General features: G+C 62.9%; 21 protein-coding genes and 1 pseudogene. 9 read left to right on the forward strand and 13 right to left on the reverse strand.

All coding sequences use genetic code 11. The annotated features are described in order from the left end of the window. Positions 1-22: 22 nt before the first annotated feature. Positions 23-889 (forward strand): GNAT family N-acetyltransferase, encoded by an 867-nt coding sequence (locus AC57B1_RS31330; protein WP_496419648.1) that lies wholly within the window; start codon positions 23-25, stop codon positions 887-889. A gap of 71 nt (positions 890-960) precedes the next feature. On the opposite strand, the gene AC57B1_RS31335 is transcribed toward AC57B1_RS31330, so the two are convergent. Both AC57B1_RS31335 and AC57B1_RS31340 read right to left on the reverse strand, forming a co-directional pair. Beyond that, positions 961-1266 carry a panthothenate synthetase gene (locus tag AC57B1_RS31335; protein WP_091806445.1) on the reverse strand — a complete coding sequence of 102 codons (306 nt, stop codon included), beginning with the start codon at positions 1264-1266 and terminating at the stop codon, positions 961-963. A 131-nt stretch (positions 1267-1397) separates the two neighbouring features. Then, positions 1398-2030 (reverse strand): methylated-DNA--[protein]-cysteine S-methyltransferase, encoded by a 633-nt coding sequence (locus AC57B1_RS31340; protein ID WP_091806448.1) that lies wholly within the window; start codon positions 2028-2030, stop codon positions 1398-1400. Positions 2031-2338: 308 nt separating this feature from the next. On the opposite strand from AC57B1_RS31340, the gene AC57B1_RS31345 reads away from it, so the two are divergent. Together AC57B1_RS31345 and AC57B1_RS31350 are read left to right on the forward strand one after the other, a co-directional pair. Next, the gene (locus AC57B1_RS31345) at positions 2339-3673 is read left to right on the forward strand and encodes a leucine-rich repeat-containing protein kinase family protein (RefSeq protein WP_496419649.1); all 1335 of its coding nucleotides are present in this window, start codon (positions 2339-2341) and stop codon (positions 3671-3673) included. A 94-nt stretch (positions 3674-3767) separates the two neighbouring features. After that, complete coding sequence (locus tag AC57B1_RS31350) at positions 3768-4766, forward strand: substrate-binding domain-containing protein (protein WP_408342020.1); 999 nt, start codon at positions 3768-3770, stop codon at positions 4764-4766. A 70-nt stretch (positions 4767-4836) separates the two neighbouring features. On the opposite strand, the gene AC57B1_RS31355 is transcribed toward AC57B1_RS31350, so the two are convergent. Then, a complete protein-coding gene (locus AC57B1_RS31355) occupies positions 4837-5268 on the reverse strand; it encodes a PRC-barrel domain-containing protein (RefSeq protein WP_408342022.1) in 432 nt (143 codons plus the stop codon). Positions 5269-5481: 213 nt separating this feature from the next. Here AC57B1_RS31355 and AC57B1_RS31360 point away from each other — a divergent pair, with 213 nt between their 5' ends. From AC57B1_RS31360 to AC57B1_RS31370, 3 genes are all read left to right on the forward strand, one after another. Then, complete coding sequence (locus tag AC57B1_RS31360) at positions 5482-6642, forward strand: MFS transporter (protein WP_496419650.1); 1161 nt, start codon at positions 5482-5484, stop codon at positions 6640-6642. A gap of 245 nt (positions 6643-6887) precedes the next feature. Beyond that, a complete protein-coding gene (locus tag AC57B1_RS31365) occupies positions 6888-8060 on the forward strand; it encodes a glycosyltransferase family 9 protein (protein WP_496419651.1) in 1173 nt (390 codons plus the stop codon). 202 nt (positions 8061-8262) lie between these two features. Further along, complete coding sequence (locus AC57B1_RS31370) at positions 8263-8724, forward strand: MarR family winged helix-turn-helix transcriptional regulator (protein ID WP_408342027.1); 462 nt, start codon at positions 8263-8265, stop codon at positions 8722-8724. Positions 8725-8873: 149 nt separating this feature from the next. Here AC57B1_RS31370 and msrA read toward each other — a convergent pair whose 3' ends face one another. The 3 genes from msrA to AC57B1_RS31385 form a co-directional block, all read right to left on the reverse strand. Continuing rightward, a complete protein-coding gene (gene msrA / locus AC57B1_RS31375) occupies positions 8874-9380 on the reverse strand; it encodes a peptide-methionine (S)-S-oxide reductase MsrA (RefSeq protein ID WP_091806470.1) in 507 nt (168 codons plus the stop codon). 179 nt (positions 9381-9559) lie between these two features. Then, on the reverse strand, positions 9560-9832 hold the full coding sequence (locus AC57B1_RS31380) for a hypothetical protein (RefSeq protein ID WP_091806473.1): 273 nt from the start codon (positions 9830-9832) through the stop codon (positions 9560-9562). An 83-nt stretch (positions 9833-9915) separates the two neighbouring features. Next, the gene (locus AC57B1_RS31385; RefSeq protein ID WP_496419652.1) at positions 9916-10341 is read right to left on the reverse strand and encodes an Ohr family peroxiredoxin; all 426 of its coding nucleotides are present in this window, start codon (positions 10339-10341) and stop codon (positions 9916-9918) included. A 315-nt stretch (positions 10342-10656) separates the two neighbouring features. On the opposite strand from AC57B1_RS31385, the pseudogene AC57B1_RS31390 reads away from it, so the two are divergent. Beyond that, positions 10657-10803: pseudogene (locus tag AC57B1_RS31390) on the forward strand (FUSC family protein); the annotation flags it as partial. A 31-nt stretch (positions 10804-10834) separates the two neighbouring features. Here the strand turns inward: AC57B1_RS31390 and AC57B1_RS31395 are convergent. After that, positions 10835-11746, reverse strand: coding sequence for a LysR family transcriptional regulator (locus tag AC57B1_RS31395; protein WP_408342033.1), 912 nt, complete (start codon positions 11744-11746; stop codon positions 10835-10837). A 164-nt stretch (positions 11747-11910) separates the two neighbouring features. Between AC57B1_RS31395 and AC57B1_RS31400 the strand changes: the two genes are divergently transcribed. After that, positions 11911-13011, forward strand: coding sequence for an NAD(P)H-dependent flavin oxidoreductase (locus AC57B1_RS31400; RefSeq protein ID WP_496419653.1), 1101 nt, complete (start codon positions 11911-11913; stop codon positions 13009-13011). Between the two features lie 59 nt (positions 13012-13070). On the opposite strand, the gene AC57B1_RS31405 is transcribed toward AC57B1_RS31400, so the two are convergent. From AC57B1_RS31405 to AC57B1_RS31430, 6 genes are all read right to left on the reverse strand, one after another. Further along, positions 13071-13307, reverse strand: a complete 237-nt coding sequence (locus AC57B1_RS31405; protein ID WP_091806485.1) for a tautomerase family protein — start codon at positions 13305-13307, stop codon at positions 13071-13073. Between the two features lie 61 nt (positions 13308-13368). Further along, positions 13369-14079 (reverse strand): SDR family NAD(P)-dependent oxidoreductase, encoded by a 711-nt coding sequence (locus tag AC57B1_RS31410; protein ID WP_408342037.1) that lies wholly within the window; start codon positions 14077-14079, stop codon positions 13369-13371. A gap of 217 nt (positions 14080-14296) precedes the next feature. After that, positions 14297-15460, reverse strand: coding sequence for a patatin-like phospholipase family protein (locus AC57B1_RS31415; RefSeq protein WP_408342039.1), 1164 nt, complete (start codon positions 15458-15460; stop codon positions 14297-14299). Between the two features lie 229 nt (positions 15461-15689). Next, a complete protein-coding gene (locus tag AC57B1_RS31420) occupies positions 15690-16073 on the reverse strand; it encodes a hypothetical protein (RefSeq protein WP_496419654.1) in 384 nt (127 codons plus the stop codon). A gap of 73 nt (positions 16074-16146) precedes the next feature. Then, on the reverse strand, positions 16147-16590 hold the full coding sequence (locus AC57B1_RS31425) for a hypothetical protein (RefSeq protein WP_091806495.1): 444 nt from the start codon (positions 16588-16590) through the stop codon (positions 16147-16149). A 177-nt stretch (positions 16591-16767) separates the two neighbouring features. Next, on the reverse strand, positions 16768-17592 hold the full coding sequence (locus AC57B1_RS31430; RefSeq protein WP_496419655.1) for an isocitrate lyase/PEP mutase family protein: 825 nt from the start codon (positions 17590-17592) through the stop codon (positions 16768-16770). 303 nt (positions 17593-17895) lie between these two features. Here AC57B1_RS31430 and AC57B1_RS31435 point away from each other — a divergent pair, with 303 nt between their 5' ends. Next, entirely contained in the window at positions 17896-18750 is an 855-nt protein-coding gene (locus AC57B1_RS31435) for a phytanoyl-CoA dioxygenase family protein (protein WP_496419656.1), read from the forward strand. Positions 18751-18800: the final 50 nt, after the last annotated feature.

Consider the following 18800-nt stretch of genomic DNA (forward strand, 5'->3'; position numbering starts at 1 on the left):
AGGAACAGTGGGCTAAACGATCATGACGAAGCGCAACGGGCACGAGGATTTCGTCGTGCGCAGTATGTCGGCCGACGACCTCGCTTTGGCGGTGGAATGGGCCGCGCAGGAAGGCTGGAACCCCGGTCTGCACGACGCTGCCTGTTTTCGCGCGGCCGACCCGGACGGGTTCTTCATCGGCGAATGGCGCGGTGAGCCAGTGGCGTGTCTATCCGCTGTCGCGTACGGAGAGACCTTTGGCTTCATCGGGCTTTATATCGTGAAGGAGGCGTTTCGCGGTCGAGGTTTTGGTATGTGTGTCTGGCAACACGGCATGGCGTATCTGCGAAACCGTAACGTCGGTCTGGATGGCGTGGTCGCTCAGCAAGCGAATTACAAAAAGTCCGGATTTCGGCTTGCGTATCGCAACATCCGCTTTCAGGGCATTGCGCAAGGCGTCGTTCAGGGCGACGCACATGCCGGATTGCTGAACGCCTCGGCGCTGCCTTTCGAAGTGTTGAACCATTACGACCGGCAATGCTTCCCCGCTGCGCGTGAGCGTTTTCTCGCCGCATGGCTTGCGCAACCTGATGCGATTGCACGAGTCGCGGTGCGCGACGGGCAGCTTGTCGGTTACGGCGTATTGCGGCGTTGCAGGAGCGGCAGCAAGATCGGCCCATTGTTCGCGGACAACGTGGAGATTGCCAGCGAGCTGTTCTCCGGGTTGATGTCGAGCATTCCGGGCGAAACGTTTTTCTTCGACGTGCCGGAGATCAACGCAGAAGCGGTTGCATTGGCCGAACGGCACGGCATGACGAGCGTGTTCGAAACCGCGCGGATGTACACGCAGGAACCGCCCACTCTTCCCATTGAACGCATATTCGGCGTGACTTCGTTCGAACTCGGTTGACCGCGCGTGATAGTGCATTTGGAGTTGCGCAGCCGTCGGCGGTGCAAATCGGGAACCGCCAACGGCATGGGCTATTTCCACTTCGAGCCGAGATTCTCCAGTCCGGCTTTCATCAGGTCTTCCGGCAACATCGCAATACGCAATTCACAGTCGGCGTTGAATTTCAGAAACCATGGCTCCGCGAGTGCGGGAATCGATGATGCGGCGTCGATATCCACCACCATCACCGCCCCGCGTGCCCCGTTCTGTTCGGTAAAGTAGACGGTCTCCGGTTTTGCCTCTTCCAGTATTTGTCGGATCACGTTCCCGACGCTGCCTTCGCGCACCATGGTGTTGAACGGCTCGTGCGGGATTCGTATGTTGAGAAGCATGCGCATGTCATCCTCCTGTTGACGCCCCAAGGGCCTCTTAAGGATAGGTGCTTCTATGCGCATGGCAACGTGGCCGTTACGACGCGTTCAACGCGGCGCGACGAATCCGGCGTGCTCGTCGCGAGGCATGCGCCCGCTCAGTTTCCGAACAGTGAACTTTGCGTGCCGCGGCTCGGCGCATGGCGTGCGGGTTTCGTCTGGGCTTCGGATTTGGCCCGAGCCTCGACCGCGGGCTTCTCTTCGAGCGCGAACATATCGGTTTGCCTGTCGGCTTCCGCTTCCAGCGAAGTCTGGCCGGCTTCGAGCGACAGCAGAAACATCTTGTTCGCCAGGCCCCCCGCGAAGCCGGTCAATTCACCGGACGCGCCGATCACCCGGTGGCACGGCGTCACGATGGAGATCGGATTTCTGCCGTTCGCCGCACCGACCGCCCGCACCGCGTTGACGTTGCCGATCTGCATGGCAATTTCCGCGTAGCTGCGGGTCTGGCCGAACGGGATGGTCAACAGCGCGGCCCAGACCTGTTTCTGGAAGTCCGTTCCCTGGAACGTAAGCGGCAGGTCGAATTCGCGCCGCGTGCCGGCGAAATACTCGTTCAATTGCCGTTCGGTATCGATCAGAACTGGACGATCATTCGCTTCGATCCATTCCCCAAGACGCACCCGGTTCGGCTTGTCGTTCTCCCACAGAATGGCAGCGAGGCGCTCGCCGTTCGCAACGAGTTTCAACTGGCCGACGGGAGAGTCCATCAACTTGTAGGCGTAGGTCACTTTGCTTGCTCCTGACGGTTTGGAGGCACAGATGCTGCACGGCGAGTCCGCGAATGCGCGCGGCGAACGGGCCACAGCGGGCCGCAAACGCGCCGACATCCGACAGTGTCAGCCTCGTGCTCTCTGAAGACGCTCCGAATCTTGCTGTCCGGTCCCTTGCAAACGTTCGCCCATCGCTGGGCTGCTGTGCTGAAGGGAACGCGAACGAAGCGTCACTGTACAACCGTTTTCGCGTCAGGCTCGCGACTCAGTAGAATTGATACCTTCGACACGAAGCGCGCCGGCAACCGGACATCTCCACTACGACTGTGACGACAACACTTGAACAACTCCGGACCGGACAACTCGCGGGTACTCGCCGGCTCAAACTGGCATGCGGGTTGACCGAATTTCCCCGGGAGATTTTCGATCTGGCCGACACGCTGGAAGTTCTCGACCTGTCGGGCAACGCGCTCACGTCGCTTCCTGACGATTTGCCACGACTGGGCAAGCTGCGCATTCTCTTTGCGTCCGACAACCCGTTCACCGAGTTGCCGGAAGTACTGGGCCAGTGTTCGACATTGAGCATGGTCGGCTTCAAGGCAAACCGTATCCGGCGCGTTTCGGGCAACGCGCTCCCACCGCAACTGCGTTGGCTGATCCTCACCGACAACGAGATCGAAGCGCTGCCAACCGAAATCGGCGGCTGTACGCAATTGCAAAAGCTGATGCTGGCGGGCAACCGCCTGTGCATGCTTCCCGAGGCATTGGCCGACTGCTCGCGGCTCGAATTGCTGCGTCTCGCGGCGAATCAGTTCGGTGAACTGCCCGCGTGGCTGCTGCGCCTGCCGCGGCTTTCGTGGCTGGCGTACGCCGGCAATCCGTTTGGCGAAGCGCTTGAGGCGGCGGCGCTGATCGACACGCCGATCGCCACAATTCCATGGCACGAGTTGAAACTCGAAGCGCCGTTGGGCGAGGGCGCCTCCGGTGTCATCTATCGCGCGGAGCTTGCGGGCCGTCGCGATGCGTCCCGCGCTGTCGCCGTGAAGCTGTTCAAGGGATCAGTCACGAGCGACGGCTTGCCGGACTGCGAGATGGCGGCCTGCATTCGTGCGGGCGATCACGCAAATCTGATCCCGGTAGCGGGAAAGGTGAAGGACCATCCGGCAGGCACGCATGGCCTCGTGATGGAACTGATCGATCCGCAGTTCAGCAACCTCGCCGGTCCTCCGAGCCTCGAATCCTGCACGCGCGATGTGTACGGCGCCGACACGCGTTTCGATGCGGCGTCGGCATTGGGCATTGCATACGGTATGGCGTCGGCGGCGCGTCATCTGCATGAGCAAGGCATCATGCATGGCGATCTGTACGCCCACAATATTCTGTATGGCGGACACGGGCGCGCGTTGCTGGGAGATTTCGGCGCGGCGTCTTTCTATGCGCCCGGCGATCGGAACACCGGCCTCGCGCTTCAGCGTCTCGAAGTCAGGGCATATGGCTGTCTGCTCGAAGAGCTGCTCGAACGATGCGACTGGCTGGATTCGCACTCGGACACCGCAGCGGCGTTGGTGGAGTTGAAGGACAATTGCTTGAGCGAGGCGATCGAAAGCCGGCCGTTGTTCGACGACATCGCCGCCCGTTTGCTGGCGCTGAAGGGCGATTGATGATCGGCAAACAGCAGCGCGGCGAGCGTATCGAGCGGCTTTCATCCGAATGCGGCACGGCCATTCGTCGGCCCGCCCCAGAAGGAGAGATTCAATGATGCAGAACACGCCTCGAGGAAAGCCCTATCGGGAGACGCGCCGTCGCGTGTTGCTTGCCGCCGCGTTGGCCGCCGCCGGCATCACCGGCACGGTGGGCACCGTGGGCGCCGTGGCTGCGCAGGGCGGCAAGCTCAAGATCGCGCTCGTGCTGAAGTCCCAGACCGATCCATTCACGGTGGCGATGGCGAGTGCCGCGCAGGACTACCAGCGGCATTTCGCGTCGCAATTCGGTTTGACGGTGCGCGCCACGGCCACCGAAAGCGATACTGCCGGGCAGATCCGCATGGTCGAGGAGATGATCAAGGCAAAGATGAACGCGATCGTCTTCGCGCCGACGGATTCGAAAGCGCTGATCGCGGTTGTCGCTCGCGCGATCAAGGCGGGCATCATCATGATCGCGATCGACAACCCGCTCGATGACGCGTCGCAGGACGCGGCCGGAATTTCCGTGCCGTTCGTCGGGCCGAACAATCGCAAAGGCGCGCAGCAGGTCGGCAATTATCTGGCGGGGCGGCTCAATGCGGGCGATCAGGTGGGGATCATTGAAGGCAGTCCCGCCGATCGCAATGCGCAGCAACGCACGGAAGGTTGCCGAGACGCGATGAATGCGGCAGGCATCGGCATCGTCGCCGTTCAGTCCGGCGAATGGGAGTACGGGAAGGGCCGCGACGTCGCCTCGAAGATGCTCAACGAGCATCCGCAGATTCGCGGCTTGCTGTGCGGCAACGACAACATGGCAATGGGCGCGGTCGACGCGGTTCGCGACGCAGGCAGAACGGGCGGCGTCTACATCACCGGCTACAACGATATCGACGCGATCAAGCCGCTGCTCGCCGATGGCCGCGTGCTTGCCACGATCAATCAGTTCGCCGCTCGCCAGGCGATTTACGGCGTCGACGTGGCGTTGAAGGCGGTGACCGAGCAGAAAAAGCAGAGCGAACTGTCGAGGGTGATCGAAACGCCGCTGCAACTGGTCACGGCCGCCAATCGCTGAAACGAGGCTGTTGTAAGGCCTTTGCGGGAGCGAGCCGTGTCACTCCCGCATCACGGCCTGCCACGTCCCGTTATTCCACCTTGACCTTACGCGGCTTGGTCGCTTTTTCGAGCTTGTTGTACTCGAACTCGGGCACCGACTTCAGCGCATCCTTGGTCGCGCCGGCGAGGAACAGATTGCCGTCGCGGATCTGGAAGTGATCGACCGGAATCGCCACGAAGTGCTTGCCCATGCCGAGGAAGCCGCCCACCGACACGACGGCATACGTTGCCTTGCGGTCCGGCGAAATGATCACGTCATAGATGCTGCCGATCTTGTCGTTCAGATCGTTGTAGACAGGCTCGTCGACCAGGGCGCGCCGCACGCTCCAGCCTTTTAGCAGCGCATTGGTTTGCTCGACCGTGCCGCCGAGCGGCTGCAGTCCGGCAATTTGCGCGTAGGCGCCTTGCGACGCACAGATTGCGGCGAGAGCGGTCGCGCAGATGAGTGTCTTTGCTTTCATTTTGGCTCCTTGTTATCTGTTGAACAGTCAGCTTCGTACCAAGGCAAGAGGAAGCACGCCGTGTGCCCGGGGCGGCGCAAACCGGCATTCGTGCTTCTCCGTCAATACTTAATTGCCGTCGGAAGGGTGTTTGTCAGGTGTCCACTGCCCGACAATCCGTCGATTGCGATATTTGCAGGGAGAATAAGTATGAAACCAGGTATGAAACCGGGTATGAAACCAACCTGGGCACTGTTGGCCCTGGCTGTCGGCGCGTTCGGCATAGGCACGACCGAATTCGCGCCAATGGGCTTGTTGCCCGTGATCGCGAACGGCGTGGGCGTCTCCATTCCCGCCGCCGGCCTGCTGATCAGCGCCTACGCACTCGGCGTCATGCTCGGCGCGCCGTTGATGACGCTCGCGTTCGGCAGACTGCGCGCAAAGAAAGCGCTGATCGCGCTCATGTCGATCTTCGTGATCGGCAATCTGCTGTCGGCCATGGCGCCCGGCTACTGGACGCTGCTCGCCGCACGCCTTGTCACGAGCCTGAACCATGGCGCGTTTTTCGGCATCGGCTCCGTGGTCGCGGCGAATCTCGTGCCGCGCGAGAAGCGCGCGAGCGCGGTCGCCACCATGTTCATGGGACTCACGATCGCCAATATTGGCGGCGTGCCGGCCGCGACCTGGATCGGTCAGCAGATCGGCTGGCGCATGGCGTTCGCCGGCACCGCCGGGCTCGGCGTGCTGGCGATTGCCGCACTGGCCGTTGCGCTGCCGCGAGGCGATGCGGGCAAGATGCCGGACGTCCGCCGCGAGTTGCGGGTGCTGGCGCGGCCTGAAGTGCTGATGGCGCTGGCCACCACCGTGATGGGCGCCGGCGCGATGTTCACGCTTTACACCTATGTGGCGCCGGTGCTCGACAATTTGACGGGCGCCTCCGCGGGCTTCGTCACGATCGCGCTGGTGCTGATCGGCATCGGCTTCACGATCGGCAACGGTCTGGGCGGACGGCTCGCCGACTGGTCGCTCGACGGCAGCACGAAGCTGTTTCTCGGCGCGCTGGCGGTCATCATGGTGGCGTTGCCGTTCGTTCTCACGAGCCACGTGGGCGCCTTGATCGGCATGCTCGTGTGGGGCGCGGCCACGTTTGCGATCGTGCCGCCGGTGCAGATTCGCGTGATGCACGCGGCGGCCGAGGCGCCGGGGCTCGCGTCGTCGGTGAACGTGGGGGCGTTCAATCTCGGCAACGCGCTGGGCGCCGCCGCTGGCGGCGCGGTGATTTCAGCGGGGCTGGGTTATTCGGCGGTGCCGATTGCCGGCGCGGTGCTGGCTGCGGCCGGGCTGCTGCTGGTGTTCGCCGGCCGTGCCGGGCGCCAGGCGGTCGAGAGCTGCTGACGGTGAGGCTTCGATCGACTGTGCCAGCCTCGTCTCGTCCGCGAGAAGAGAGCTGCTAGCAGACGGACCTCACGCAGTCCGCGGCTCTGTACGCCCGGCCACAGAGCGCACTGCGGCAACCATGCACAATCGGAGCGAGATCCGGGCGGCGCCTGCGGCGCACCGGCGCCATGCGCGCCCGGGCCGCCTGCCGCCGTGCGTCGATGCACGGCGACGGCGATAACCCTCTGCCGATTGGAGACGCAATGGGTTGGAAAAGCCTGCTGATTGAATCGCCGGTCTGGTTGATGGGCCGGTTTCACCGTCCACGGTTCGACCCGCATCGCGACACGCCGCGCGAGATTTTCGTGCTGCGTCCGAACGATTTCGGCGAGCTGCTTACCACCACGCCGCTCTTCGAAGCGCTGCGCATGCGCTTTCCGACCACACGCCTGATCGCGGGCGTCGGCAGTTGGGGGCGTCCAATTCTCGAGAACAATCCTTTCGTCGACGAGATCGTGGAGATCGACGCGCCCTGGAACAACAAGCTCGTCGAAGACCGCTCGCACCGCAACGTGTTGCGGTTTCTGTGGAAGTCGCCGCAAGTCGCCGCGCTGCGCGCGCGCGGCGGCTTCGATGTCGGTATCGATGTGCTCGGCAGCTACATGGGCGCGCTGCTGCTGATGCGCGCCGGTGTGCGTTATCGCATCGGTGTGCGGGGTTATCGCGGCGGCTGGAGCGGGTGTCAGGCGCATATCGAATTCGCCGCCCGGCAATGCGGACGCGCGGCACTCGCGCAGGGTGAGCTGCTGGGCGCAACGGCGCTGCCGGAAGCACGCCCCCAACTGTTTCTGACCGACGACGAGCGCGCAACCGCCGCGCGGATCTGGAATACGGCTAGCGCGCCGGGCCGTCGCACCGTGCGGTTGATCGTCGGTGTCGGGGCGGGTGTTCCGACCAAGGCGTGGGACGCTCGCCAGGTCGGCGCCGCACTCGCGCAGATCACGCGGACGCTCGAACAAGCGGGTGATGCGTGCGATATCGTGATCGTCGGCAGCAAAGCCGATCAAACGCGCGCCGCCGAGGCGATCGCCGCAGCGGGGCCGCGCGTGCCGGTCCGTTCGGTGGCCGGCGAGGTGCCGATGCGCATCATGTTCGCTCTCACGGAACAGGCCGGCGTCGTGCTGACGAACTCAACGATGCTGATGCACGTCGGGGCCGCGTTCCGCCGTCCGACTGTCGCCGTGCTCGGCGGCAGCGTGACCAAACCCGAACGGCACGATGCCATCTGGGGCTATCCGCCGCCGTATCGCAGCGTGTCGCCCGAGCAGTATGTCGCGGGCGAGCACGCGCGGAACTGGCCGAGCGTCGAGCGGGTCGTGCAAGCGGTTCTGGAGGCGGTCGGCACGCAGCGGGCGCAAGTCAGCGCGGCGGCCTGATGTCGTACCGGCTCGTTCGCCATTGACGTTGATACGCCAGAACTCTCGAACCTCCATCGCGGCGGCATCGATCGGCTGACCAAACGGGGCTCGCTGAATCGCGGAGCATTGCCGTGCGCGATTTTAAAGCGATTGCGATTTGATCGCGTGCGATATATAATCGCGTCTACGAGGCACTTGCCTATGCCCAACGAGGACGCAGATGAAATCGACCGACCAGTCAGCCGCCGCGAATGTGAAACTGTCCGACTTCCTGTGCTTTGCGGTTTACTCCGCGAATCTGGCGTTTGGCAAGGCATACAAGCCCATTCTCGAAGAGCTCGGTCTGACCTATACGCAATACATCACGATCATTGCGCTGTGGGAGGAAGACAACCAGACCGTCAGCAGTCTGGGCGAGAAGCTCTTTCTCGAATCCAACACGCTCACGCCGATCCTGAAGAAGCTGGAAGCGGCGGGTTATGTGGAAAGGCAGCGCGACCCCAACGACGAACGCCAGGTGCTGGTCGGCCTGACGAAAAGCGGCCGGCGGCTGCGTGAGAAAGGCCTGAGCATGGACCTCGTCGAAGCGACCGGTCTCGCGCCGGACGAGTTCGCGAAAGTGCAGAAGGCGATCGTGACGCTGCGCAACAATCTCGTCAAAGCGGTTCACGACGGGGAATGAGCGGGGCGGTCGCTCGCGGTTGCCATGACCGCGCGATCCAAGGACTCTTCAAGCGCTTTGCCCATGAAAGAAGCCCATAGACGTCGCCGTCTATGGGCTTCCTCTTTTGCGCCGCGGCGTTGCTCGACCGTGCGCGCCCGGGTTCACCATCAGCCGCGCTTGGGCAGCTTCCAGTCCGGCCGGACGAAGTGGCACGTGTATCCGTTGGGAATCCGCTCCAGATAATCCTGATGTTCCGGTTCGGCTTCCCAGAACGGGCCTGCGGGAGCGATCTCGGTCACAACCTTGCCGGGCCACAGATCGGATGCTTCGACGTCGGCAATGGTGTTTTCGGCGACTCGCTTCTGCTCGTCGTCGAGATAGAAAATGGCCGAGCGGTAGCTCATTCCGACGTCGTTGCCCTGGCGGTTCCTGGTCGTCGGATCGTGAATCTGGAAGAAAAACTCCAGGATCTGACGGTAGCTGATCTGGGCAGGGTCGAACACGACCTCGAGCGCTTCTGCGTGCGTGCCGTGGTTGCGGTACGTGGCGTTGGGCACGTCGCCGCCGGTGTAGCCCACACGCGTGGACAGCACGCCGGGGTAACGGCGCAGCAGGTCTTGCATGCCCCAGAAGCAGCCGCCGGCCAGAATGGCGGTTTCGGTTTGCGTCGTCATTTCAATCCTTTTTGTCAGTGGCGCCGCGCCACTCGCAGGTGGGTTGGTTTGCCGTTGTCGGATGCGATTCCACAAGCATGCCAGAGATCGGCCTGGCCGGTCGGCCGGCGGCTAAAGCCCATCATGCCGGCATTGTCATGCCGAGCCGGCCGGGACCGTGCCGCGGCCGGCGACGCGGCCTAATGACGTGCGTAGAGACCGTCGCGCGGTGCAACGGCGGCACCACCCGCTGATTCGGAATGACCGGCGACCACGCCGCCGTATGCCGCTTGTGAGCCGGCCGCTTCATCGGCGCTCGCCGCGACGGTTTGCGCGCTTTGCCCACGTTGCGACGCCGGTGCGCCGGCCGAGGGCCGATAGAAGGGCGCCGGACCATATCCGCTCGCGAACGCGGGCGCGGCGGCGGAAGTAGACAGGGCGACGAGCAGTGCGGCAATGAGTTTGGATTTCATGATGAAACTCCGTGAAAAGTGGGGAGTGAGAGGCGCAGTCCATGCCGGATCGCGCCCCGGATTCGTTGAGTGGCCGATCAGGATCAGGCTACGTTGACGATGACGTCGATGTTTCCCCGCACGGCTTTCGAATACGGGCAGACTTCGTGCGCTTCGTGCGCGATGGCCTCGGCGAGCTCGCGCGCCACGCCCGGCACGCTGACGTTAAAGCGCGCCTGAAGGAAATAGGCGTTGCCGGTCATGCCCAGATCGACCTCGACCTCGACCGACAGATCAGCGGGAAGCTTCACCTTCTTTTCCTGAGCCACGAGGCCGATCGCCAGGATGTAGCAGGACGACCATGCGCCCGCGAACAGTTTTTCCGCGGTCGGATGGGCCTGCACGGCCGTGAACGCGAGGTCGTCGGCAGGGCCTTCGGACGAGGAGAGTTGCAGGTCGACGCGACCGCCACGGCCGTTGACTTTCGTATGGGTTTTGCCAGTGGAGAGGACAGTTTCGATCTTGGTCATGATGAATTCCTTGAAGAGTGCACAATGTCAAATCTCTTTAAATCGCATGCGATGTAATCGCATGCGTCGAATAATGGTCGGGAAGTTTGGTTTTGTCAAGCGCATGCGATTAAATCGCATGCGAGTTTCTATGGTAGAAAACCGCGATTCGCGGCTGGCGCTCAGCAAGTGGCGCTCGCGCCAAGGCAGGGCAGGCCGGCGGGGCAAGCCGCTGAGAACGATTTTCGACCGGAGCCGCTGCGTTCCTGTCGACTAGACTACGAGCTGCCCCGATTCGATAGCGCACAACGCCGTGAAGCCAGAAGTGATCCTCGAGGACGGTTTGCCTTCACGTTGATCGTGACGCTGGCGATCGGCGGCGTGCACTTTGTTTCGTTTCTTGGCGCGCGCGCCTGGGAGACGCTTCTCGGCGGGGCGCTCGGACTGCTCGCCGCGAAGTTTATTTTTCCGCTGCGATCCTGACACCCTCGCCGTCGCGCGAACACCTCCACGCCTACGATCCGAGCCTTTCCATCAGGAAGTCGACGAAACCGCGCACGCGTGACGACAGGTGTCGCGCATGCGGATAGAGCAGGACAAACGGCCGCGAACAACCGCCGTAAGGAATGAGCAACTCCTTCAGCGTGCCCTCGGCGATATCCTTCTCGACGATGAAACGATAGGTTTGAAAAAGGCCCGCTCCGTGACGCGCGAGCGTGGCCCCGGCAAGCACATCGCCCGAGGACGTGTAAGCGCCGCGTGTCATCGTCTCGACCACCGCGTCTTCGTGTTTGAACAGCCACGGGATGTTGCGGCCGGTGCTCGGCAACGCGAACTGGATGCAGTCGTGATGGACCAGATCGTCGGGCGTTTTGAGTTTGGCGGTGCCCCGCAGATAGGCCGGCGAAGCAACGACCACCAGTTCCGCGTCTTCGATCTTGCGCGCGATCAGACCGGAGTCGCCCGGCGCGCTGCCGCGAATGGCCAGGTCGAAGCCTTCTTCACCAAAGTCGATGTTGCGGTTGCTGAGATGCGTTTCGACCGTGACCCCCGGATAGCGGCTGCGAAACTCGGCCAGCAAGGGAAGCACGCGATAGTGGCCATATGGCGTCGGCATGCTGATTCGCAGCACGCCGGTGGGCGCCGTCTGTTGTCCGGTCGCTTCGCGTTCGGCTTCGGCGAGCTGGGCGAGCGCCTGCCGGCATTGTTCGAAGTACCGTCTTCCCGCATCCGTCAGCCGGATCTGCCGTGTGGTCCGCACAAACAGGCGCACGCCGAGCCGTTCCTCGAGACGTGCGACAGTGCGACTGACGGCGGCCGGCGTGACGCTCGCGGCGTTCGCGGCCTCGGTGAAACTCTCGAGTTCGGCCGCGAGACAGAACAGTTCGATACTGCCCAGAAGGACGTCTTCAAATTGACGCTGCATGGTCTCTCGGCGACTTGTCTGATCGTGCTGTCTTGTCCGGGCAGAATGTTGCCCGGAACGACCGCAACGCGAACACAACGACGGTGCGGCCGCGTCCGGTGCGCAATAGAGCTTCGTATGGAATATCAGGACTATATTGTAGTGAGACTCGATGGGGAAGCGACATGACCGACCGGACAGACAATCGTGCCTTGCTGCACCTGCTGGGTATCGACAAGCCAATCATTCAGGCGCCCATGGCCGGCGTCAGTACGCCCGCCATGGCTGCGGCTGTCTCCAATGCAGGCGGCCTCGGCTCGCTAGGTGTGGGAGCGATGAACGCTGAAGGCGCTCGCAAGGTGATCCGGGAGACCCGCGCGCTGACAGGCAAGCCGTTCAATATCAACGTCTTCTGCCATCAGCCGGCGCAAGCGGACGCGGCACGCGAGCAGCAATGGTTGAACTGGCTCGCGCCGCATTTCGAAAAGTATGGGGCGATGCCGCCGGCAAAGCTCTCGGAGATCTACACGAGCTTCGCGGCGGACCCGGCCATGCTGGCGGTTTTTCTCGAAGAGAAACCCTCGATCGTCAGTTTCCACTTCGGCTTGCCTTCCGCCAATGTCATCGCCGAACTGAAGACGGCGGGTATCAAGCTGCTTGCCAGCGCGACAAACCTGGAGGAGGCGGCGCAGGTTGAGGAGGCGGGCGTCGATGCGATTGTGGCGCAAGGCATCGAGGCCGGCGGGCATCGCGGTGTCTTCGATCCCGAAGCGTATGACGATGGGCTGGGCACCTTCGCGCTGACCCGTTTGCTGGTCAGCCGATGCCGGCTGCCGGTGATCGCTTCCGGCGGCATCATGGACGGTGCCGGTATTGCTGCGGCGCTCGCACTCGGCGCTCAGGCCGCGCAGCTTGGCACGGCATTCGTGACCTGCCCCGAAAGCTCGATCGACGACGGTTACCGCCGCGCGATGCTGGGCGAGGCGGCGCGCCGCACGACCTTCACGGCGGCAATCTCCGGGCGGACCGCGAGAAGCATGGCGAACCGCTTCACGGCCCTCGGCGCCGACGCGCGCTCACCTGAGCCGCCCGCGTATCCGATCGCCTACGATGCGGGAAAAGCCCTTCACGCCGCCGCGAAAGCCAAAGGGGAGTTCGGCTACGGCGCGCAGTGGGCCGGTCAGGCGGCCGCTCTGGCGAGGTCGTTGCCCGCTGCCGAACTGGTGGCCCAGTTGGAGCGCGAACTGAAGGAGAGCGTTCAGCGCTTGCGGCAGTTCGCGGAGTAATGGATCCGCGAACTGCGGGCCGACGGACTATACGGATTGAGCGATCGAGGTGCTGTCGCTCAACCCGGCTTCTGGCTCAGCTGCTTGCGATACGCTAGAACCGGCAATCCGCCCCAACCCCAGTTCTCGGTGTTCACTTCCTCGATGACCACGAAGGTCGATTCGAGCGGTTTGTGCAACACGTCCAGCAGCAACTGACTGACGCCCGCGATGAGTTGGGCTTTTTCGTCGGCCGTGACGGCATCGTTGCCGGGTTTGGAACCCTCGCGGGTCACCTGAATCGTGACGATAGGCATGTCGTTCTCCGTTGTCCTCGGTTGACGTGAAGGGCGCCGGCCAGCGGCGCCCTGGGCGCGATCAGTGGCCTGCGCTCTGGCCGCCGTCAACGTGCAGGATTTCACCTGTCACGAACGGCGCCGAATCCAGATACAGGACCGCACCCACGATATCGCTCATTTCGCCCATATGCCCGACCGGATGCAGTGCGCCGAGCGCTGCATGGGTCTCTTGCGGGTGCATCGGCGACTTGATGATGCCCGGCGAAACGGCGTTTGCGCGAATGCCCTTCTTCGCATATTCGATGGCGAGCGACTTCGTGGCCGAGTTCAGGCCGCCCTTGGTCAGCGAGGCCAGCACCGAGGGCACGCCGTCGATTGCGTGGTCGGTCAGGCTCGTCGTGACGCTCACCACGTGACCGCTACCCTGCTTTTCCATCTGGGCAATAGCGAGTTGCGTGATGTAGAAAAAGCCCGAGAGGTTCACGGCGGTGACGGTTGCGTAGTCTTCGGCCGTGTATTGGGTGAAGGGCTTGGCGACGAAAATGCCGGCGTTGTTGACCAGTGTGTCGATGCGGCCAAAACGGGCGAGGGCTTCGGAAACCACGCGCTGCGCGGTGGCCGGGTCGGCGATGTCGCCTGCCACGGTCAGGAGGTTGGGATCTTCCGACGGTTTGACCGAACGTGCGGTTGCAACGACGCGATAGTCGAGCTTGCGAAATGCGTTGACGATTTCGGCGCCAATGCCTTGCGATGCGCCCGTAACGACAACGACTTTTTGTGAGGTGCTCATGGCTAAATCTCCAGATAAGTGATTTGATCAGATGCTGATCGGGCCAGCGGCTCCGATGGGTATGAAATCTAGGCGCATTGGCGCCGATTTCGAACACCCGCCATGGACAAACAGTCTTGCGTGCAAGGTACAAATGGATTGGGCGGTGAGCGGCCGCGCCGGGCGTGCGTTGCGGCCGGCGTCGCGCCGGCGTTGCCGCTTGCGGTGCTGAGGCGATTTATTTCTGGCTGTCCGCCGAGTTCATGCGAAAGACCGAGATGCCTTCCATCGGGTCCAGCGTTTCCCGCCAGGGTGCGCGCTTCAACAGACGGGCCGTGTCCTCGTAGCCCGCGAGCCAGCGCCGCTTGATTCCCGCCGACGAAAAATCGATGTCCCGGTTCAGGTCATCGTTATCGAATGCCGGTGCGTCGAGTTCCAGCACTTGCATCGTCGTGCCGCAGCCCCAATCGAGCAGTTCCCGCACTTCCGGCGCGTTGCGTTGCTCTTCGGGCAGGTGCTGGCCGAGTTCACGAATCACATGACGAAGCCGGTGAATCTGCTTCTGCCGATCGAGATGGCTTTCCGCGCGACTCGAATACTGAATGTCGCGTTGCCGGCTCATTACCTGCAAGATCGATTCGGGCTCCGGACCGCTGGAGGGCCACAGCTGCACCGAAAAAATCACCGAGTCGCGGCGCGGCCGGTCGTCGAGCACGGCTTCGAGCGGCGTATTCGAATAGATGCCGCCATCCCAGTACGATTCGCCCTCCAGCCGCACCGCCGGAAAGCCAGGTGGAAAAGCGGCGGAGGCCATGACGTGTTCGACGTCGAGCAGATCGTCGCGATTGGTGAAGTACCGCATGCGGCCACTGCGGACATTGACGGTGCCCACGGTCAACCGCGTTGTCTTCTGATTCAGGTAGTCGAAATCGATCAGCGACGACAAGGTGTCGCGCAGTGGTCCGGTCGAATAGAACGCTGCCTGATCGGAGCGAACACGCGCCTGAATTCCCGCCCAACTCTGCCACTGTGGCGTGAAAAACGACGGCACGCCTTGAGTAACCGTGGCGACGTCGCGCAACCAGGTGGCAAGTCCGGGCAACCAGTTTGCCACCTCGACGCCATGACAGGCCACGCCGTTCCAGAACTGCGTCAGGCGCGCCATGCGGTTTTCCGGAAGATTGCCGGCAATGATCGCGCCATTGATCGCGCCGATCGACGTGCCGATTACCCAATGAGGTTCGACCTTGCCGTCATGAAGTGCCTGATATACCCCGGCCTGGTAAGCGCCAAGGGCACCGCCCCCCTGAAAGACCAGGACGATCTGGCCGGGAATGTCCGGTACGCCGTCCGGGCCGTTTTCTGCGTTGCTCTGGCTTTCGACGTGCGTCTTGTTACCCATGACAAGTCTCCGGGACACGTGCTGCGGTGCCGCTGATATTGCCACGGTATGGCCGGCGTGACGGTGGAGATAATCCGTGTCCGACCAACGACGAACTGGGTCAACCTCTCCTTAATCCTGGAGAGCGCGCGCAGCGCCGATAGGCGCACTTCTTTTTCGCAATGGTTCAGAACGTCGCGTCAGGTACGGACAACCTGGCGATTTGGACATCCACCGCTGGGGCGATGCCCTACGCCTTCGGCAGAGTCGATTTCCTTCCGCGATTGCGCGGTTTCGGCTCGACTCCCACGCGTGGATCGCGTGCGAGCACGAGCGCCGTCAGTTTTTCGGCGACGATCTCAAACGCCGGATCTTCCTGCGGGACGTAGAGCCACTTGCCGAGCACCGGATGCGGCCGCAAAGCGGGCATTTCATTGATGAGCGCGGCGTGGCGCTCTTGCGACGTGCACACCAGCAGGCCATTCCAGGGCGCGTCGCGATCGGCGGCCACGAGGCACAAGAGGCCGTCGATATAGGCGGCGTCGCTGCCGAACATACGCTTGCGGAAGAAGGTCGAATCGCGCTCGAACGCGTCGAAGATCCAGACGAGCGAGTTGCGGACAGACGAAGGCATCGGCGTAAAGTCCTGGGCGGCATGAACGAAGCGGAGCGAAAAGCATAGCACCGCGATGTTCAGACGCGCTGCGTCAATGCGTGCAGATCACCGCCGTCAGCAGTAACGGAATGACCATGTGTACAACGGCGGTGCTTCCGGCCGCGCGCAAGCGTTTTTCGACCGACTCGCTCGGTGCGGATAACACGGCGCCGTACAGCGGGCCGGCGAGTGCCTGGCCGCGGCCTTTCTTGAACATCTCGTCGTCCGGTTCGTAGCCGAGCACGGCATAGACGCGAAACCCGAACGCGGTCATGTCGCTGCCATGCACCGGTCGAAACGCGTTGACCGAATTCGTGTCGATCCGCATTGGATTCGGCTCGATGTACTTGTCTTCGATGAGCTGCCCGATGAAATCGTGGGGACGCGCCTGGCAGTCGAATTGCGCGTCGAGCGCGTACGCGTGCGAGGCCGGCGTATAAAAGCCGACGCTCGAGGCGAGTAGAGCTGCAACTGCGGTGAGAGGACGAGGTGCCATGGCTAACATGCCTGAACTGCGAGCGTCGACAGGCCGGACGCTCGCTAGTCATCAGTCTCTCACGTCCTTGCCTTTAGCGTACGTGCGTCAGCGAACCATGGTGGCGTCGGGGGCCGGTTCGCACCGGCGCTCGGTCTGCGTACCGCTCGACGCGTCAGTCACCGCGTTGTCATGCTTCTATGTGCGGTCCTGGAACAGAGCATTGAGTTGCGAGCCGGGCGCCGCGCCGGCGAAGCCGTCGAAGCGTCCCTGAACCAGCGACTGCGCGGCCTGCATGAAACCGCCCCATGCCGCACGCGCCAGCGCCCCGCCGACACTGATGCGCCGCACGCCGAGCGCGGCCACGTCCTGCACCGTGAGCGCCGACGTCGAACCGATCAGCAGATTGACGGGCTTCGGCGCCACCGCCGCCACCACGGCTTCGATCTGTTCGCGCGTCTGGATGCCCGGCGCGTACAGGCAGTCCGCGCCGGCCGCGGCATACGCCTTGAGGCGCGCAATCGTATCGTCCAGATCGGGCGAGCCGGCGAGGAAGTTCTCGGCCCGGCCGACCAACAGTGTCTCGCCGCCGGTTTCGTCGATGGCGCGGCGTGCCGCTCTGATCCGTTCCACGGCGGCTTCGATTGAAAACAGCGGCGCGGCGGCATTGCCGGTGGAGTCTTCAATCGACAGTCCGGCAACGCCGGTCTCGACGGCAAGCCTGACGCTTTGTGCGACCTCCGCCGGATCGCGGCCGAAGCCGTTCTCGAAGTCGGCGTTGACCGGCAGATCCGTTGCTTCGACGATCTCGCGCAAGTGCGCGAGGATGGCATCGCGAGGCAGTGTGTTGTCGGCGTGTCCGGTCGACCATGCAAAGCCGGAACTGGTCGTGGCGAGCGCCTGGAAGCCGAGGGATTGCAGATAGCGCGCGCTGCCGGCATCCCACGGATTGGGCAGGACGAAACAGCCGGAGGTGTGCAATGCCTTGAAAGCGGCGCGCTTCTCGACGACGGTGCGGGACATGCGTATCTCCTGAAAACGGACGAGCGTGAGGCGCTCGTGTTGTGATGTGACAGGGCGGCGGTGGACCTCATCATCCGTGAAATTCGACCGGTTGTGTCGGTTATACGTATGTTCGGAAAGGCATGGCGGACAACGGTCGACAGCGTGCGCGACAGCATGGGAACCGAGCGCAATGCGCCATCGAAATGGAAAATAAATTCTATTATTATTTATTTGGCAATTATTCTTGCAGATGCGCCGGATTGTCTTCTATGCTTGACCTCAAACGCCGCTGCAACGCGGTGAGGCTCACAGGAGACAGTCGTGGACAGGATCGAAACGAATGATGCGACACCGGGCGTGGTAGTCGAGGCTCTGACGCGTGGTCCCGGCGCGATATGCCTACGCGGACTGTTCAGCGAAAGCCAGGTGGCGGAGGCACGCCGCGTGGTGATGGCTCATTCGGAAGATCGCGCGCAAACCGTCACGCATTTTCAGGGGCAGGCCGCGGAAGAACAGCGGCTTCACTTGCAGCGGCGCGTGTGGAATCTGCTCGCCAAGGGCGACGTATTCTCCGAGATGTCGGAGCAGCCTGTGATCGTGGATGCGATGCGCCGCTTTCTCGGCGACGACTTCATCATGGGCTCGATAGCGGCCAACCGTATTCTGCCCGGCGGGCCCGGCCAGGAACCGCACATCGACTATCCATACTGGGACTACCACATGCCGGACACGTTTCCGCTCGGCATCAACACGTCGTTCCCGCTCAATGCACAGGTGACGATCCCGCTCGACCCCTTTACGGCCGAGACCGGCGCGACGGCGTTCGTGCCGCACACGCAGAACGAATTGCGCTATCCGGCGGAAGGCGACCGGTTCTTCGAGCGTTGCCAACGCATGACGGCCGAGCCGGGCGATGCCATCGTGTTCTTCGGCGCGACCTGGCATTGCGCGATGCCCAATCGCAGCACGCAGGATCGCAGCGCCGTGCTGATCCAGTACTTGCCCAAGTTCGTGAAGCCGATGGAAGACCTGCGCGCAATGGTCGGCGAAGAGTTCGTCAAACGGGCGAGTCCGACCATGCGTCAGTTGCTCGGCCTCAATTTCCCCTACCCGCAGAAGCTCGACGAGATCGCCGTGGCGACCAACGCCGAGGGTCGCAAGAATGCGATGCGTTGAGGCAGGGCGATCGTAGACGTTCGTCAAGTGGTAATGGACGGTTTTGGCGC

Source organism: Paraburkholderia sp. BGA-UO-ETr-F21 (assembly GCF_059567925.1).

Bases quoted from the DNA above. Each gene is read 5' to 3' on its own strand.
- AC57B1_RS31330 (WP_496419648.1), top strand. From the start codon at position 23: ATGACGAAGCGCAACGGGCACGAGGATTTCGTCGTGCGCAGTATGTCG.
- AC57B1_RS31335 (WP_091806445.1), bottom strand. From the start codon at position 1,266: ATGCGCATGCTTCTCAACATACGAATCCCGCACGAGCCGTTCAACACC.
- AC57B1_RS31350 (WP_408342020.1), top strand. From the start codon at position 3,768: ATGATGCAGAACACGCCTCGAGGAAAGCCCTATCGGGAGACGCGCCGT.
- AC57B1_RS31355 (WP_408342022.1), bottom strand. From the start codon at position 5,268: ATGAAAGCAAAGACACTCATCTGCGCGACCGCTCTCGCCGCAATCTGT.
- AC57B1_RS31360 (WP_496419650.1), top strand. From the start codon at position 5,482: ATGAAACCAACCTGGGCACTGTTGGCCCTGGCTGTCGGCGCGTTCGGC.
- AC57B1_RS31365 (WP_496419651.1), top strand. From the start codon at position 6,888: ATGGGTTGGAAAAGCCTGCTGATTGAATCGCCGGTCTGGTTGATGGGC.
- AC57B1_RS31370 (WP_408342027.1), top strand. From the start codon at position 8,263: ATGAAATCGACCGACCAGTCAGCCGCCGCGAATGTGAAACTGTCCGAC.
- msrA (WP_091806470.1), bottom strand. From the start codon at position 9,380: ATGACGACGCAAACCGAAACCGCCATTCTGGCCGGCGGCTGCTTCTGG.
- AC57B1_RS31380 (WP_091806473.1), bottom strand. From the start codon at position 9,832: ATGAAATCCAAACTCATTGCCGCACTGCTCGTCGCCCTGTCTACTTCC.
- AC57B1_RS31385 (WP_496419652.1), bottom strand. From the start codon at position 10,341: ATGACCAAGATCGAAACTGTCCTCTCCACTGGCAAAACCCATACGAAA.
- AC57B1_RS31395 (WP_408342033.1), bottom strand. From the start codon at position 11,746: ATGCAGCGTCAATTTGAAGACGTCCTTCTGGGCAGTATCGAACTGTTC.
- AC57B1_RS31400 (WP_496419653.1), top strand. From the start codon at position 11,911: ATGACCGACCGGACAGACAATCGTGCCTTGCTGCACCTGCTGGGTATC.
- AC57B1_RS31405 (WP_091806485.1), bottom strand. From the start codon at position 13,307: ATGCCTATCGTCACGATTCAGGTGACCCGCGAGGGTTCCAAACCCGGC.
- AC57B1_RS31410 (WP_408342037.1), bottom strand. From the start codon at position 14,079: ATGAGCACCTCACAAAAAGTCGTTGTCGTTACGGGCGCATCGCAAGGC.
- AC57B1_RS31415 (WP_408342039.1), bottom strand. From the start codon at position 15,460: ATGGGTAACAAGACGCACGTCGAAAGCCAGAGCAACGCAGAAAACGGC.
- AC57B1_RS31420 (WP_496419654.1), bottom strand. From the start codon at position 16,073: ATGCCTTCGTCTGTCCGCAACTCGCTCGTCTGGATCTTCGACGCGTTC.
- AC57B1_RS31425 (WP_091806495.1), bottom strand. From the start codon at position 16,590: ATGGCACCTCGTCCTCTCACCGCAGTTGCAGCTCTACTCGCCTCGAGC.
- AC57B1_RS31430 (WP_496419655.1), bottom strand. From the start codon at position 17,592: ATGTCCCGCACCGTCGTCGAGAAGCGCGCCGCTTTCAAGGCATTGCAC.